16 protein-coding genes are annotated in these 15,666 nt (G+C 34.1%); 5 read left to right on the plus strand and 11 right to left on the minus strand.

Translation table 11 applies throughout. The annotated features are described in order from the left end of the window. Positions 1–23: 23 nt before the first annotated feature. On the minus strand, positions 24–425 hold the full coding sequence (locus GQ40_RS07550) for a hypothetical protein (protein ID WP_047547169.1): 402 nt from the start codon (positions 423–425) through the stop codon (positions 24–26). A gap of 270 nt (positions 426–695) precedes the next feature. On the opposite strand from GQ40_RS07550, the gene GQ40_RS07555 reads away from it, so the two are divergent. From GQ40_RS07555 to GQ40_RS07565, 3 genes are all read left to right on the plus strand, one after another. Next, a complete protein-coding gene (locus GQ40_RS07555; protein ID WP_047547171.1) occupies positions 696–1,499 on the plus strand; it encodes an alpha/beta hydrolase in 804 nt (267 codons plus the stop codon). 26 nt (positions 1,500–1,525) lie between these two features. After that, positions 1,526–1,768: a DUF1456 family protein gene (locus GQ40_RS07560; protein WP_047547174.1), complete on the plus strand. Its 243-nt coding sequence runs from the start codon at positions 1,526–1,528 to the stop codon at positions 1,766–1,768. Positions 1,769–1,849: 81 nt separating this feature from the next. Beyond that, positions 1,850–2,551 (plus strand): phosphoadenylyl-sulfate reductase, encoded by a 702-nt coding sequence (locus GQ40_RS07565; protein ID WP_156115538.1) that lies wholly within the window; start codon positions 1,850–1,852, stop codon positions 2,549–2,551. A gap of 115 nt (positions 2,552–2,666) precedes the next feature. On the opposite strand, the gene GQ40_RS07570 is transcribed toward GQ40_RS07565, so the two are convergent. The 3 genes from GQ40_RS07570 to GQ40_RS07580 all read right to left on the minus strand — a co-directional run bounded on the left by GQ40_RS07570 (position 2,667) and on the right by GQ40_RS07580 (position 5,798). After that, positions 2,667–3,665: a T9SS type A sorting domain-containing protein gene (locus GQ40_RS07570; RefSeq protein ID WP_047547176.1), complete on the minus strand. Its 999-nt coding sequence runs from the start codon at positions 3,663–3,665 to the stop codon at positions 2,667–2,669. 123 nt (positions 3,666–3,788) lie between these two features. Further along, a complete protein-coding gene (gene sucC, locus GQ40_RS07575; RefSeq protein WP_047547178.1) occupies positions 3,789–4,979 on the minus strand; it encodes an ADP-forming succinate--CoA ligase subunit beta in 1,191 nt (396 codons plus the stop codon). 162 nt (positions 4,980–5,141) lie between these two features. After that, entirely contained in the window at positions 5,142–5,798 is a 657-nt protein-coding gene (locus tag GQ40_RS07580; RefSeq protein WP_047547180.1) for a hypothetical protein, read from the minus strand. Between the two features lie 116 nt (positions 5,799–5,914). On the opposite strand from GQ40_RS07580, the gene lysA reads away from it, so the two are divergent. Next, positions 5,915–7,120 (plus strand): diaminopimelate decarboxylase, encoded by a 1,206-nt coding sequence (lysA, locus tag GQ40_RS07585; RefSeq protein WP_047547182.1) that lies wholly within the window; start codon positions 5,915–5,917, stop codon positions 7,118–7,120. Between the two features lie 186 nt (positions 7,121–7,306). Further along, a complete protein-coding gene (locus GQ40_RS07590) occupies positions 7,307–8,344 on the plus strand; it encodes an AI-2E family transporter (RefSeq protein WP_047547185.1) in 1,038 nt (345 codons plus the stop codon). Between the two features lie 39 nt (positions 8,345–8,383). Here the strand turns inward: GQ40_RS07590 and GQ40_RS07595 are convergent, their stop codons facing one another. From GQ40_RS07595 to GQ40_RS07625, 7 genes are all read right to left on the minus strand, one after another. Next, a complete protein-coding gene (locus GQ40_RS07595; RefSeq protein WP_052184188.1) occupies positions 8,384–8,962 on the minus strand; it encodes a hypothetical protein in 579 nt (192 codons plus the stop codon). A gap of 60 nt (positions 8,963–9,022) precedes the next feature. Next, positions 9,023–10,426, minus strand: a complete 1,404-nt coding sequence (locus tag GQ40_RS07600) for a M20/M25/M40 family metallo-hydrolase (RefSeq protein WP_047547189.1) — start codon at positions 10,424–10,426, stop codon at positions 9,023–9,025. A 72-nt stretch (positions 10,427–10,498) separates the two neighbouring features. Further along, positions 10,499–11,380: a PPK2 family polyphosphate kinase gene (locus GQ40_RS07605; RefSeq protein ID WP_047547190.1), complete on the minus strand. Its 882-nt coding sequence runs from the start codon at positions 11,378–11,380 to the stop codon at positions 10,499–10,501. Between the two features lie 6 nt (positions 11,381–11,386). Continuing rightward, the gene (locus tag GQ40_RS07610) at positions 11,387–12,550 is read right to left on the minus strand and encodes a sigma-54-dependent transcriptional regulator (protein ID WP_047547192.1); all 1,164 of its coding nucleotides are present in this window, start codon (positions 12,548–12,550) and stop codon (positions 11,387–11,389) included. Between the two features lie 2 nt (positions 12,551–12,552). Then, positions 12,553–13,437: a DUF6268 family outer membrane beta-barrel protein gene (locus GQ40_RS07615; protein WP_047547194.1), complete on the minus strand. Its 885-nt coding sequence runs from the start codon at positions 13,435–13,437 to the stop codon at positions 12,553–12,555. Between the two features lie 25 nt (positions 13,438–13,462). Continuing rightward, entirely contained in the window at positions 13,463–14,347 is an 885-nt protein-coding gene (locus GQ40_RS07620) for a mechanosensitive ion channel family protein (RefSeq protein WP_047547196.1), read from the minus strand. Between the two features lie 2 nt (positions 14,348–14,349). Then, positions 14,350–15,666 carry an ABC transporter permease gene (locus GQ40_RS07625; RefSeq protein ID WP_047547198.1) on the minus strand — a complete coding sequence of 439 codons (1,317 nt, stop codon included), beginning with the start codon at positions 15,664–15,666 and terminating at the stop codon, positions 14,350–14,352.

Genomic DNA, 15,666 nt, shown 5'->3' on the forward strand with positions numbered 1-15,666 from the left:
TACTTCTTAGTTATTATAAAATGCTAATTATACTGCACTTTAAATATATCAATTAAAAAATCTGGTGGAACCATTTTATTAGGGAAACTTTCCATTAAATCAAGAACACGATTTATAGATTCATGGCTTAATCCCATTCGTAGGCCAAAATTATGGAGTTTTACCAATTCTTTATTTGAAATGTGCTGGTCTAGATTCATCAACAAAACCAACCTGTGAAATTGTACGATGCGCTCGCTATGAGATTTTAGATGTACGTAAGTAACGGGATGTTCAAATAAGTAATCAAAGTCTTCTTTAGAAATGTCTAATTGTTTAGCGATACTAAACAAGAATTTATATTCAATAGATTTTATAGCTTCATCTGCTTGAGCAAAGGCGATCATTTCTGATAGTAAACTAAGCTTCTCAACGCGATTTATCATATTAGAGGGATTCATGATTTTTACTTTTATAAATTTAATAAGTATGTTTAATTTATAATCGTTGATAAGTTGTAGCTTATCGAAAAATATAGTGCTTTTCGTCCCATTTTTCCTACGTTTGCACTTAATTATTTTTTAATCAATTGATAATCAATAAATTAAAAACAACTTACCGTTCATCGATTTTTAGACTTAAAAAAAATAGTATCGGTGAAATACATGTTATAAAATCATTAATTTTTAATTACTTTCGTTATAAGCAAAATGTCAATGAAAAAACATCTATTTTTTTTACTATTTCTCACGGTTGCCTTATATTTTTCTAATGCCCAAAGTACTGCTTCCAAAAATGTAAATACCTTTACAATAGAAGCACCACAACTTAAAACGACAAAGACAATTTGGGTTTACACACCAAATAATTACTCCAATTCTAAAAGCTCCTATCCCGTAATATATATGTTTGATGCGCAAAATCTTTTTGATGCGGAAACATCTTATGTTGGAGAATGGAAAATTGATGAATATCTCGATACATTGGAAAACAAAAATGTTATCGTTGTGGGTATTGAACATGGAAATGACAAGCGTTTAGAAGAACTTACGCCTTACCCAAACGAAAAATATGGTGGTGGCAACGGTGATACATTTATGCAATTTATAATCAACACCGTAAAACCACATATCGACATCACTTATCGCACACATCCAGAAGCTGAGAGCACAGGTGTTTTTGGAGCATCACTTGGCGGACTTATGGCATTTTATGCAACCATAAAATACCCAGAAACCTTTAGTAAAGCTGGTGTGTTTTCACCCTCGTTTTGGGTGAGCGACAAAATTTATGATTTGGTTTCCACTTCGGAAATATCTAAAAATTCAAAATTTTACCTTTTGGCTGGAAGTAAGGAAAGCGAATCGATGGTTCCCGATCAAGAAAAAATGGTAAAATTGCTTAAACAGAAAGGTGTTGAAAGTAACAACATTAAAAACATAGTAATAGAAGGAGGAGAACATAATGAATCACTTTGGAGCAATAATTTCCCAGAAGCATTTCAATGGCTCTTTAATTAAAAACCCAATAGCCAAAAACTTAAAAAATGACAAACAACGATATATTTAAAAAACTAAGAGTAGCCCATAAATTGCGTGATGACGATATTGTAAAAATTCTTGAACTCGTAGATTTTAGGATGACAAAAAGTGAACTAAATGCAATGTTTAGACGTGAAGACCACCCTAATTACATGGAGTGTGGTGATCAAGTATTGAGAAATTTTCTTAATGCATTAATCATCCATTTGAGAGGTCCCTTACCAAAACCACAAAAAAAGAAGCCTTAAATTATCAATATCGTAAAAATAATGCCTGCTTATAAATTCTTCGGAATTGTATAGTAACTTGCAACGTTATTTAAATAATCTATGTTTGAAACAACCTCAATAAATAAAGTCGTTCCTAATATTTCAGAAGCAGAAATAAAAGCACTTAACATTAAGTACAAACCGTTATCTGCTACTGAAAGAATCAAACAACTTTACAAAGATTTTGATGTGTCTGAGGTGATGCTTACCAGTTCCTTTGCTGCGACCTCAGCTTTTTTATTGAAGCTGTTTTCCGAAGTAAATAAAGAACAAAACGTTTTCTTTATTGATACAGGTTATCATTTTGAAGATACAATTAAATATAAGGAAGAATTGACCGAGCGTTATGGGTTAAATGTCTCGTCTATTAGTGCGCTCAAAGAGGAACACGAATTCACTACAAAAGATGAAACTTGGAAAAAAAATCCTGATTTTTGTTGCTCAATCAATAAGGTCAAGCCTTTGGATATCATCAAAAATCAATATAAGGTTTGGGTCTCTGGGTTGATGGAATGGCAAAGTGACCATCGTAAGACGCTCGATATTTTTGAGTTGAGAGGTGAGATTTTAAAGTTTTATCCTCTGTTGGATATTTCTAAGGAAAAACGTGACGCATATATAAAAGAGCACGATTTACCTTTTCATCCCTTGGTAGCAAAAGGCTATAATTCTATTGGATGTAAACACTGCACAGTACCTGGTGAAGATCGGGATGGTCGTTGGAATAACAGCCCTAAAACGGAATGCGGACTACATTTGTAATAACTAATATTCAACTATTTTTAAACTATAGAATCTTTTAAATAAGACCGCATATACTCATAAAAAACCAGTCAGTTTTAAAAGCTGACTGGTTTTTTTTTATATGTGTAAAAGTTTATTGCTTAATCAGCTTTTTTGTGATCGTACCACTTTCCGAAGAAATCGCAACCAAATAGATCCCTGTTTTTAATGAACTGATGTTGATAGTTTCATTTTCTGTATTAGAAGTTAGTACCCTTCTACCGTTGATATCCATGATGCTCACATCTTCTATAGCGATAGAGTTAGATCTTATCGTCAACACATCACGAGCTGGATTTGGATACATCTCTATAAGATTAGAAACTGGATTATTATCCTCAACAGATAATGTGTTTGTGATTAAAGCTTCGGAAGTAGAAAAAGACTCATTAACTCCAACACCTGGAACACTTACGGAACCGTCATTTGTTCTAAAAACCAATGATCCATCTGAATCTTTGTAATAGGTATTAGTAACAATCGTAGCAGTTCCTGGAAATATAACGACAGTAAATGAAATTACCTGTACAGTTCTAACTCGTGTTACGTTTCCTGTATATGAGCCTTGAACTGTAACGTTGAAAGTTAACGTCCCGTATGCATCAACTTCGGTCGTGATCGTTCCAGTATAATTTGGCGTCTGGCCTTGTGCCTCTATTTGACCTGCAATATTATCTACAGTAGGTGACGTACCATAAGTTAAAGGATAGGTCCCAATAAACGCATTGTCTGTATTATAGTCTAAAGTAAATTGAGTGTTTCCTGCTCCAGTTAATGAAAGTTCAGACCCAACAACTTTGTAGAATGTTTGATTGGTATTCATTGCTCCATCTGTAATCGTAAACACTTGTGTTGTGCCTGGATAATCTGCAAGTTGCGCAGCAGTTGGCGTTGTATAGGTGTCAACGTTGGTTTCGGTTGATGTTAAACCGCTAAAGTTCCAATTTGCATTTGGTCCAGTTGGAGTTTGGTCTATTGTACCAGAGACCACAGCAAATTCTGACAATGGGGCACTAAAATAATTACTTATAGGTGATTGAGCACCAGCAAATAATATTGAAGCAAAAAAAGATAAGAGTAGTTTTGTTTTCATGAGATCAATTTTTAATTAATGCTCAAAAATACTAAAATGTAAGAGTTCAAACTAAAAATTAGACCATAAAAAACTCACAAAATTATACAATTTTGTGAGTTTATCATTTTAATTATTAGTAAGTTACGCTAAAACCTGCTGTACTTTATCTGCAGCTTCTTGAAATTCAGTTGCACTCATTACATCTAATCCAGAACTATCAATTAATTTTTTAGCAATATCTGCATTCGTTCCCTGTAAACGTACAATAATTGGCACTTCAATATTACCCATATTCTTATAAGCGTCAATCACACCTTGGGCAACACGATCACATCTAACGATACCACCAAATATGTTTATTAATATAGCCTTTACAGCTGGATCTCTTAAGATCAACTCAAATGCTGCCTCTACTCTAGCTGCATCTGCAGTACCTCCAACGTCCAAAAAGTTTGCTGGCTCTCCTCCTGCTTGTTTGATCAAATCCATAGTTGCCATTGCCAAACCTGCTCCATTTACCATACAACCAACGTTACCGTCAAGGTCAACGTAGTTAAGTCCTTTTTCTCCAGCTTCAACTTCTATTGGATTTTCTTCACGTAAATCACGTAGATCTGCTAAATCCTTATGTCTAAATAAAGCATTGTCATCTAAAGACACTTTAGCATCTACTGCCATTATTTTATCATCACTTGTTTTTAAAACTGGATTGATCTCGAATAATGAAGAATCTGATTGCTCATAAGCTTTATATAATGCCGAAACAAACTTTGTCATATCCTTAAAAGCTGCTCCAGACAACCCTAAGTTAAAGGCAATCTTACGCGCTTGAAAAGGTAAAATCCCAGTTGCTGGATCAATTTCTTCATGGAAAATCAAATGCGGAGTTTCCTCTGCAACAGTTTCGATATCCATACCTCCTTCTGTAGAATACATGATCATATTACGACCTGTGCCTCTATTTAAAAGTACAGACATGTAATATTCCTCTGGCTCAGAATCTCCAGGATAATACACATCTTCTGCTACCAAAACCTGGTGAACTCTTTTACCTTCCGCAGACGTTTGAGGTGTCACTAAGTCCATCCCAATAATTTGTCCCGCGATTGTTTTCACTTCGTCAAGGCTTTTAGCAAGTTTTACACCACCACCCTTACCGCGTCCACCTGCGTGAACCTGAGCTTTAATAACGTGCCATCCTGTGCCAGTATCTTCAGTTAATTTCTTAGCTGCTGCAACTGCTTCTTCAGCATTTTGTGCAACGATACCACGTTGAATACGTACGCCAAAACTGCTTAATAATTCTTTTCCTTGATATTCGTGTAAATTCATTTGGTTTAGAAATTTATGGTTTGTCTTCGTAATAATTTCCGAAGTATTTTTCAGTATTAATTATTGAACACAAAAATAAACATACTAATAGTTTTTACCAATAGTTTTTAATATTGATTTAGATGTGTCCTATTTTTTCTTCGGTCCCAATAATTATCGGGATTAATCCTTCAATCGTTTTATTACTGAAAATGCTTTGTCCACCAAATCATCCTCAACAACTATAGTGAACTCATTTGTTGTTGAGACCACTTCATAAAGCGTGATATTCTCCCAAGCCAATCGTTTGAATATTTGATAATATAATCCTGCAATTTCAGAATTTCCGTTTGGTAAATAAATACTAATGGCACTTAATTTATCTTTTGAGCCAATAAGCGTTTCGTTTTTGAATGCATTTGTAATACTCTCCTTTTCCGAAGAAGATATAATAATATTACTTTCTAAAATCCCTCTTGTAAAGGCATAAAATATTTGAGAGTTGGCGCTTATTTTCTCTAAAATTTGAGAATGACTGCGAATTAATGTTTTTGAATTTTGAAATGTAAAATCACTCAAATTGGAGCGTACCGTAATATCTCCCAATGCTTTAAAGGTTGTTTTTAAGCGATTAGAATTTTCAAGATTTAAAGGTTGTTGATAACGTCGTAAAGCCATCATGATCGCACCATTTTTAACGGGTTTTCTCAACATATTTGAAATTGGCTTATTTAGATCTTTGGCCAATGCAGAAAAATTTATAATCTCACGAGAAAGACCTTCTTCTAAAAACGGACTAGAAATGATAATCTCTTGGACACAAGATGCAATGGTTTTCATATTGTTAATTATTTAACATTTTGTGTAAAATTAACCTTATTTTTTAATTTTTATGTTTTAACTAAAGATTAGATTTATTTTTGATCCTTCAAATATTAAATAAATTCAAATTTTTAATGGAAAATAACACGTTATTGCAAATAGCAGCAGAGTTTGGAAGTCCGGTTTATGTTTACGATGCTGAGAAAATCCAATTTCAGTATAAACGTTTAACCTCTGCGTTTAGTAAGGTAAAAAAACTAAAACTCAATTATGCAGTTAAAGCGTTGTCTAATATTTCTGTTTTAAAATTATTTGATCAATTGGGTTCTGGATTGGATACTGTTTCGATTCAAGAGGTACAATTGGGATTAAAAGCGGGTTTTAAACCTGAGCAAATCATTTATACGCCTAATGGAGTTTCCCTAGCGGAAATTGAAAAAGCTGCAAAACTTGGCGTTCAAATAAATATCGATAATCTTTCGGTATTAGAACAATTTGGAACGAAACACCCCAAAGTACCTGTTTGTATTCGTATCAATCCACATGTGATGGCTGGTGGTAACACTAACATTTCTGTAGGGCATATTGATAGTAAGTTTGGGATTTCTATTCATCAAATTCCGCATTTGCTTCGCATTGTTGAGAATACAAAAATGAATATCAACGGAATTCACATGCATACAGGCAGTGATATTCTTGATATTGATGTCTTTTTATACGCTAGCGAAATATTGTTTGATACTGCTAAAAACTTTAAGAATTTAGATTTTATAGATTTTGGATCTGGGTTTAAAGTTCCATACAAAAAAGGAGATATTGAAACCAATATTGAAGAACTGGGCGAAAAATTATCCAAACGTTTTAATGACTTTTGTAAATCATACGGAAAGCAATTAACCTTAGCCTTTGAACCAGGTAAGTTTTTGGTTAGTGAGGCTGGTTACTTTTTAACGCGTGTAAACGTTGTAAAACAAACCACCTCAACCGTTTTTGCACAAGTAGATAGTGGTTTTAATCATTTAATTAGACCAATGCTTTATGGATCGCAACATGAGATTATTAATATTTCAAATCCTGGAGGGCGTGAGCGTTTTTACTCTGTTGTTGGCTATATCTGCGAAACAGATACCTTTGCCAATAACAGAAGGATCAATGAAATCAACGAGGATGATATTTTAGCGTTTAAAAATGCTGGTGCTTATTGTTACTCGATGGCATCAAATTATAATTCGCGTTATCGCCCAGCAGAAGTACTATGGTATAATAAAAAAGCACACCTTATTAGAAAAAGGGAGACTTTTGATGATATTTTGAATAATCAAGTTGAAATTAGTTTATAAATTAAAATGCAAGATTGAGGTCTTGCATTTTTTTATTGTACCTGTTTCATTTTTAAAAATTTTTGATATTTTTTAATTAAATAATACCATCTCCTTTGAATGGATTAAAAAAATAATGTTTAAGATACTTTTTCCGAAGAAATAGAAAGTACATTTATACATTAATCAATCTTGCTAAACCATTACATGAAACAGATCGCACCTAAGGTCATTCGCCAAATTTTTATTCTACTGCTTATTATTCTCACTGGTATTTTGATTTTTCGAGAAATCACCCCTTATTTGAGTGGCGTTTTGGGAGCTATTACCTTCTACATTTTACTAAGAAAGCCCATGACTAAATTAGTAAAACACTATAAATGGAAATCTTCTCTAGCTGCTATAACTTTAATGTTAGCTTCGTTTTTTGGAGTGTTGATTCCTTTAAGTGGCTTTGCTTTGATGTTAGGCAACAAAATAGGAGAAGCTGCGAATAATAGTGAAAAAGTAGTTACAGCATTCAAACATCAAATTTCTGGCATTGAAACTAAAACGGGCATGGATATAAACTCTCAAATCGATACAAAATCTATAACATCCTGGCTTGCAGAAAATTTACAAAATATGGCAGGCAGTACATTCAATGTATTTATTGCGATTGGATTAATGTATTTTATGCTCTATTTCATGCTTACAAATCGTAAAGCACTGCGTCACTCTCTTCGTGAATACATCCCAATGAATACCGATAATCTAAATCAAATTGGCAAGGAAATTCAAGCCATGGTAAAATCAAATGCCATTGGTATACCATTGGTGGCCCTAGCTCAAGGAATAATTGCACTTATTGGATTTCTTATTTTTGGTATTGAAGATCCATTCTTTTGGTTCGTTATTGTGACAATAGGGTCGATGATCCCTTTTGTTGGAACACTTATAGGCATATTACCGGTATTTATCTTGACACTCTCAAGTGGTCAAGATTTTCAAGCGTGGGGAATCCTTATTTACGGTTTGGTAGTTGTTGGCTCAACAGATAATATCATACGATTGTACGTACTCCAAAAACTTGATAATGTCCATCCTTTAGTAACTCTAATAGGTGTTATTGTAGGTGTACCGTTATTTGGGTTCATTGGTTTGATTTTTGGACCTCTTCTCGTTAGCTTGTTTATGGCATTGGTTAAAATATATAAGGAAGAATATGGTAAAAACCAACCGGAAACCGAGAATGAGCATCTTTAAAATTTTAACTTTTTGGTTTTAAAATAAATTTGATCATAACTACTCTTTAATTTTTCCACTAAAATGATTCACATTGGGATTTATAGGGTTTCCAGAATTTCTTCGGAAAGATGCCAACTGGCCACAATGCCAAATAGCATCAGCAATTGGACCGTTAACTAAGTTCCAAAACGGAATTTCATTCTCTCCAAAAATAATTTTGAACTGTGAAATATCATCGCTTTTCCTTAATAGATCTGCTGCAGTTTTTAGATTGAATAATGCTTGTTTTCGCTTATCTTCAAAAGTCATCTCTGTTTTATCTACTTTGCCATTCGGTTTTTTCAAAGTAGAATTTACAATTACGTAAGACAAATCTAAAATATGATCAATTGTTTCAGCTGTTGAGCGCACGCCCTCACTTGGTTGGTATGCTAAATCTTTTTCGTTCAAACCTTCACTAGACCAATAAAATCTGAAACCCAATGCGTCAACCATTCTTGCAGCCATTGTACCTGCTGTATAATCTTTAGAATATTCTGGAACTTCATAATATGGAAGTTCTACTTTATTTTCATCTTGAGCAGTAACAGATATGGTTGTAAACATGAATAGTATTACAAAATAATATTTCATCATAAAATTGTTTATGTCTTTTAAATTATTTGAAGTTTTAAAATTTCCGAAGAAAGCAGTTTATTAATCCTTTAATTTTGAAGTATTAGAAATTGTCTCCGTCCCGTATTTATCCATCAAATAAATTAATGCTGTCATCGATGCTGCTCCCAATTCTAGCTCGCGTTTATTGACATGCTCAAACATATCGTTTGCTGCATGATGGTGGTCAAAATAACGTTGGGAATCTGGTCGCAAGCCTGCAAGAACAATATTGTTGTCTTTAAGCGGACCAATATCTGCGCCACTACCGCCTTGTTCAAAATAATGAATTAAATAGGGTTTGAAAAGTGGTTTCCAGCTTTCAATCTTTGCAAACATAACATCGCTACAATCAAAACTGAAACCTCTTGGCGTGAATCCGCCAGCATCACTTTCTAATGCAAACACATGCTTTTCGTTTTTGGATTTGGCGACCTCTGCATATTTATTACCACCACGCAAACCGTTTTCCTCATTCATAAACAAAACAGCTCTTATAGTTCTCTTTGGTTTAATTCCGCTTTCTTTCAGCAATCGTAAAACATCCATAGATTGTACTACTCCTGCTCCATCATCATGAGAACCGTCTCCCAAATCCCAAGAGTCTAAATGACCACCAACAACGATAATCTCGTTAGGAAATTCGCTTCCGGTAATTTCACCTATGACGTTGTACGATTGTACATCGTCAAGCTGTTTACAATTTTGACTGAAAAAGAAATTTATGTTTTTATCGAGCGCTAACATTCCGCTCAATAATTCGGCATCGTTAGTACTAATTGCTGCAGAAGGGATTCGTTTACTGTTTGGCAAATCTCCATAACTCATACTGCCTGTATGGGGAAAATCATCTAATCTTAAGTTCATAGATCTTACAATAACTCCCGCTGCTCCAAATTTAGCAGCTTCCATTGCTCCTGCATAACGTTGATCTACACAACCTCCATAAGCATCAAACGTGCTAATTAAATCGGCTTGCATTGGTCTATTAAAAAAAACAATTTTCCCTTTTATTTTATCTTCACCCAAAGTTTTGAGCTCTTCTAATCCTTTCACTTCTATAACTTTGGCTTTTAAACCACCTGCACGTGTCGCAATTGAGCCACCCAATGCACAAATATTTACATTTGTAGTCATGCCAGGAGACGTTTCTATATAAGCAAACTCTGGAGCTCCCCTAACCCAACGTGGTACCATTACGGGTTGGAGCCAAACCTTATCTAAACCTAGTTTTTCGAATTCTGCCTTTGTGTACTCTACTGCCTTTTCTGCATTTAAGGATCCAGATAACCGTCCACCAATTTGATTAGACAAATGGTCTAACCATAGGTAGCTCATCCCATTTGTTAAGGAATTTGAGTATATATTCTTTACATTTTCTTCATCGGTCTGTGCCGAAAATTGAAAACTAATACAGAGTAATAATAATGTAAGACAATGCTTCATGAGTGTATTTTATCGTTGAAGCTAAAGATACATTTTTAAATAAATACTATTTAAAAGAAACTATTAAAATAGTCATTCATTTTCTAATTTCTTAATGTACTCGTCTAAATTAGCCTTGGTTTCGTCATCAAGTTCTGGCTCTTTTATATCGTCGTATTTTTTAAGCGTATCGTATAATATTTTAGCAACAATATAGCGTGCAGTAGGTTTATCATCTGCAGGTATAGTAAACCATGGTGCATGGTCTTTAGAAGTTCTATTGATAGCATCCTCATAACACTCTTGATACTCGTCCCACAATTCTCGCTCTTCAAGATCTCCTGCCGAAAATTTCCAGTTTTTTTCTTCTTTATGAAGTCGTCTTAACAATCTATTTTTTTGTTCGTCCTTTGAAAGGTGTAGAAAGAATTTAAAAATGATGGTCCCGTTTTGAGCGATGTGCTTTTCAAAATTATTGATTTGTGTAAAACGCTTTTCCCAAAAAGCATCATCTATATCATTAAGATCATTTACATCTGGCAGGCTTTCTCCTAAAATATACTCAGGATGAACTCGGGTTACAAGGACATTTTCATAATGTGTACGATTAAAAACACCAAATTTCCCGCGAGCAGGAAGTGCGATGTAATGACGCCATAAATAGTCGTGATTTAGCTCTAATTCCGTAGGCACCTTAAAACTATGAACTACAACGCCTCTTGCATTCAATTCTTTAAAAACCTCTCGAATCATACTATCCTTACCAGCTGTATCCATACCTTGAATACAAATAAGAACTGCATATTTACCGTGCGCATACATGGCATTTTGGATTTTTGCTAAATCCTTGCATACATCCTGCAACTCATCTTCAATGTCTTTTTTATCGGCATCCAAATCAAAAGTTGTTGAAAGATCTTCTATTTTGACTGGTGAGGTGACTTTAAAATCGTTGATGTTTATGTCCTTTTTCATAATATATTATTTTGAAGCAAAGAGTTTTACATCGTTCTCACTCACTTCTTTTTCGCCAAGAATAATCAAACGTTCTACTACATTTCGCAGTTCACGAATATTTCCTGTCCAATCATATTCTTGAAGCAGTTTTATGGCCTTATCAGAAAACGATTTTTTTGCAGTTCCCTGTTCTTCGGAAATTTTATTAGTAAAATAATCGACCAACAAAGGAATATCTTCTCGTCTATCATTTAAGGCTGGCACCTTTATAAGAATTACCGCCAATCTATGATATAGATCCTCTCTAAATCTACCTTCGGAAATTTCTTCCTTCAGGTTTTTGTTAGTTGCAGCAACCACCCGAACATCGACCTTAATATCCCTGTCATTACCAACTCGCTGAATTTTATTTTCCTGTAAAGCACGCAATACTTTTGCTTGAGCAGATAAGCTCATATCTCCAATTTCATCTAAAAAAATGGTACCTCCATTGGCAGCTTCAAATTTACCTGCTCTGTCTTTAACAGCACTTGTGAATGCTCCTTTGACGTGACCAAATAGCTCACTTTCAATTAATTCCGAAGGAATCGCAGCACAATTAACCTCAATTAATGGTCCTTTTGAGCGATCACTTTTTTGATGGATCCAGTGTGCAACGAGTTCTTTTCCAGTTCCGTTGGGTCCCGTAATTAGTACTCTGGCATCTGTAGCAGATACTTTTTCTATCATGTCTTTGATATGGTCAATGGCTTCACTCTCGCCAATCATCTCATATTTTTTGCTCACTTTCTTTTTGAGCATTTTATTTTCTACAACTAAAACTTTAGTATCTAGAGCAATTCTAACGGTATTGAGCAATCTGTTTAGATCTGGTGGTTTTGAGATATAATCAAACGCTCCCAGACGCATTGTGTTGACAGCTGTATCTAAATCGCCATGCCCAGAAATCATGACCATAGGTACTTCTGGCTTAATTTTTTTAGCAGCCTCTAATACCTCAATACCATCCATCTTAGGCATTTTAATATCACATAGCACTAAATCATAATCGTCTTTTTTGATCATTTCTATTCCTGCTAGACCGTCTTCTGCTTCGCTCACTTCGTAGGTATCGCTTTCTTCGGAAAGAATTTTTACCAACACTCTTCTAATTGCTGCTTCGTCTTCTATTACTAAAATCTTCGCCATATTTATATTTTAAATTTAATTCCTGTTCTTAAATAAAATGCATTGACATCATCCAATTTAAAAACATCATCTCTATTATCATCTCTTAAAACATTATTAAGTCTAAAGGTATATCCTGTGTACATATAGCCCACTAAATGCTTTGTAAAATTATATTCGTAACCTAAACCGCCAACAGCTAAGGATAACGAAATATCATCAACCTGTTTCCCCAATATTGTTTGAGGACGTTGCAAATGTGCAAAGTATCCATCTAAGGATGCAAACACCTGCACGATATTCTTTTCATCAAAAAAATATTTCAAGTTTGATTTTGGTACTCCTGCGGAAAAAGACCATTCTTCATTAATACGTCTGTAATAACTCACAAACGGTAAAGGAAATGGAACACCTGTAGTTGCATTATAGGTTAATCCTAAAATTAAACGATAAGGGCGTTTCATAGACTCATCCTTTGTTCTATCAATAATCGCAAACACACCTCCGTTTATAAAAAAATCATCCATGGTAATTTTCTCTGTTAAAGTGGATGCAATTCTAGGATTAAGCCTAAAACCCCAGCGCCACTTTTCACTTGTCTTAAATGTATAGCCAAGATTTAAATCTATAATATGAATGGTTTCGAACAGGGATTTATCAAATAGATAATCATCTTCTAAATTAAGAATGATCCTGTTATACTCAGCTCCTAAAATAAAATAAGTATCTGGCTTTATTTCGATCGGGTAATTGACCATAGCTCGTAATCTGGTGTATTGATCCTCAGAATCACTTTTTGGTATAAACGAGTATTCTAAACGTGCCAAATCTGTGAGTTGCGCATTTGCAATTTGAATTGAAAACGTGCAGATAATTACTAAAAAAAAGTTTTTAAATATGTGATTCATAAATTATTAAAATAATTAAACAATTTTACTTTACAGGCTTCTGAATAATATGAATATCTCTTTGAGGAAAAGGAATTGTAACATTATTTTCCCTAAAAAGTTTATCGATTTCAAAACGAATATCACTTTTAGGAAATTGGGCCTTAAAACTATCTGCCAATGTGAATACGATTTTGAAATCTAGAGAACTTTCTCCAAAGTTCATAAAAACTACTGTTGGTTCTGGTTCACTCAAAACATCTGGATGCGTGCTAGCTGCCTGTAGCAATATTTTTTTTACTAACTGAACATCACTCCCATAGGCCACACCCACTTCTACATTTTCCCTTGTTGTCGTTCCGTTTTGTGTCCAGTTATAGAGACTGTTCTCTAAATATAAATGGTTTGGTATGACCAAAACCTTGTTGTCAATAGTAACAGCTCTTGTTGTTCTTAACTTTATTTCTTCGACTCGACCTACTTTACCATCAATTTCTATAATATCACCAACATGAACAGATTGATCAATTAAGATAAAAACTCCAGAAATAATATCCTGAAACAATGTTTGCAACGCAAGACCTACACCAATTAACAACGCTGCAGACGCTGCGAAAACAGCAGTAACATTAACTCCAACGGTATGGAGTGTTATTAAAAATATAATTAAGTAAATAAGCCACCTAAAATATCCAAAGACGACATTGAACTTGCTTTTATCGTCTTCTGGGAGATTTCTAGTGATGATTCTTAAAACAAGCCTTAATACTAAGGTTGTTAAAAATATTACAGCTATTATAACGAATACATCAAAAATAGAAATACTAATGTCCTCACTTAGGTCGACATGTTGTTTTAGAAACGATCTAATGTTTTCCCAAATTGAACTTTCGGTAATAGTTTCTTCTATCTTAGATAAATCCTGTACCATTTTTAGTATTTAATCCATTTATAGAGTTCCTTATAACTTGGCTTTTTACCGTACATCAAAATACCTACTCGATATATTTTGGCAGCAAACCAAACGGTGAACATAAAAGTTCCCAACAAAATCGCGAAAGACAGTATTTGTTGCCAAATGGGAACACCAAACGGGATGCGCATTAACATAACTACAGGTGATGTGAATGGAATAAATGAAAAAACGGTGGAAACCGTACCGTGAGGATCTTCTATAACTGTGAAAATACCAACATAAACTGCCAAGATTAAAGGCATTATAATAGGCATCATAAATTGTTGCGTATCTGTTTCATTATCAACTGCTGCTCCAACTGCAGCATATAATGAGCTGTATAATAAAAACCCTCCTATAAAAAAGAACATAAATGCAATGATAAGATTAGCAATTGGCAAATTAAAAAAGGACTGCATTGCCACTTGTACTTCGTTGGCTACATCTGGATTTTGCATAGCCTGATTCATCATCTCTTGCTGTGGTGTTTGTAATTCTGACAAGCTTATTCCAAAAATTAGAGACAGCACTAACATCAAAATACTTCCTAAAAATACCCAAATCACAAATTGCGTAATTCCCGCTAATGATGTTCCTATAATTTTTCCCATCAATAGTTGTATCGGTTTCACTGAGGATATTATAACTTCGATTATTCTACTGGTCTTTTCCTCGATGACACTTCTCATGATCATGTTTCCGTAGATAATAATAAACATGAACAACAAATATCCCGCTGCTCCACCAAAAGCTAACTTTAAATAACTATCAATTTTGGATGTTTTTTCACCGGTAAAGGTTTCTTGTGCTATTGTAATATTCGTTTTAGATGCCTCAATTTTTTCGAGATCTACACCATCATTAAATAGTTTTGTATCTGATAGCTTCTTTTCAATTTTTTCCTCTAAACTAGACATGATTCCCAGCGATGGGGATTCATCGGAATAAAAACGAACTCCAGAAAATATGTTTGCTGTATCTAAACTTTTTTCAATGTAAAGCAAGCCAAAATCTTCTTTTGCTTTAGTCAGAGTTTTAGCAGCTTCCAAGTCTGTGTCTTTGTCTAAAATCTTGTAAGTTGTATGCTCTGTATCTACAAAAACGTCACTTAGCAATCCTGTCTCGTCAAGAACAGAAATGGTGCGTTCTTTATCATTATTTAATTGTGACAGATAGGCAACTACTAAGATTAAAGCCACCATAATCAAAGGACTCACAAATGTCATTATGATAAATGATTTGTTCCTTACTTTAGTTAGATATTCTCTTCTTATAATGAGTGGTAGATGGTTCAT

It is taken from the genome of Psychroserpens sp. Hel_I_66, assembly GCF_000799465.1.
Lineage (GTDB): Bacteria > Bacteroidota > Bacteroidia > Flavobacteriales > Flavobacteriaceae > Psychroserpens.